This window comes from Alteromonas sp. BZK5 (assembly GCF_014349115.1).
GTDB classification, from domain to species: Bacteria; Pseudomonadota; Gammaproteobacteria; order Enterobacterales; family Alteromonadaceae; genus Alteromonas; species Alteromonas macleodii.
The window spans coordinates 1-1,111 of record NZ_JACSOE010000275.1; the positions used below are offsets into that span (position 1 = coordinate 1).

Consider the following 1,111-nt stretch of genomic DNA (forward strand, 5'->3'; position numbering starts at 1 on the left):
CGGTTATAGATACTCTCTGTTTCACTTATTTTTCTGCATATGAATAAGGCGATTAATATCAGCTTTAGGATAAAAAAGTTCAATCACTTCTATCAATTGTGAGCACGGTAATAAGTTGTCTATCCGTGATAGGAAAACCTCTTTATAGGGCTATCAGCGCTTGCTTTAGCTGACTACTGGCAATAATTAACTGTTGGCTCACGAGCAGTAGAAAATGTAACTTAACATGCAGTCATGATCTCACGTTAGGAACTTATTCGGATCTTCCCTAGTATCAATTGAATAACATTTTTATGCTGTTTCTAATTATTTCATCGATCTCGGGACATTCATTGAGACAGGTAACGTTAATCTATATTAGGATAACCTATTGTCAGCAAGTGTTTTTCAACAGTTTCTTGATAGAACTCTGCAAAAAAATCGTAAAGTCATTTTATCGTTGTACGCCCAATGAGTTGAATGGAAGCATTGACTTGTTCCAGCAGCAATTATCCGTGACAAGGAACAGGTGGCCGAAAACTTTTTTGATCTCCACCACATACCAAATTCGAAAGCTAGGTTAAGTTGAATTACCCTATTTTTATTCTCTTGCTAAGTCGCAGTCTCTCTTTTCAGGAGTGTTATTAAGGCTAAGGTTACAGTAACTTAAGCCTGCCTAAGATTACGGACCAATAGTTTCATTTTTAAAAGTCAACAAAAACGATATGTCTTCTTCGGTGGTTTTGGTTACAGAAACTTCTGCACATACAGCGTCGCACAATGCATTTACTATAGAAAGACCTAGCCCAAAGTTATCTTCAGATGTTCTAGAAGCATCTTTTTGCCAAAGCGGTTCAAACATATGCTTTAGATCATCCTCATTAACCTCTGTCCCCACCTTATTTGTCACTCTGAGGTAAACATTACTAGAACTATTTACACCTAAGTTCACAAGTATTTCTGTATCAGTTTTTCCGTGTTCGATAGCGTTATCTATCAGATTACTTATTATCGATTCTACTCCAACGCGATTGCTCTTGACGCTTAACTGAAAATTGGAGCTAATCTCTACCTTAACATTTCTTGCTTCTTTGATCTGAATAAGTTGAGATACTAATTTGTGGATATCTAT

General features: G+C 36.5%; 1 protein-coding gene. It reads right to left on the minus strand.

Going from position 1 to position 1,111, the window contains the following annotated elements; genetic code table 11:
* Window positions 1–661 precede the first annotated feature (661 nt).
* Window positions 662–1,111, minus strand: a 450-nt coding sequence (locus tag BIZ39_RS21920; RefSeq protein ID WP_187448134.1) for a sensor histidine kinase, incomplete at its 5' end; no start/stop codon positions are given.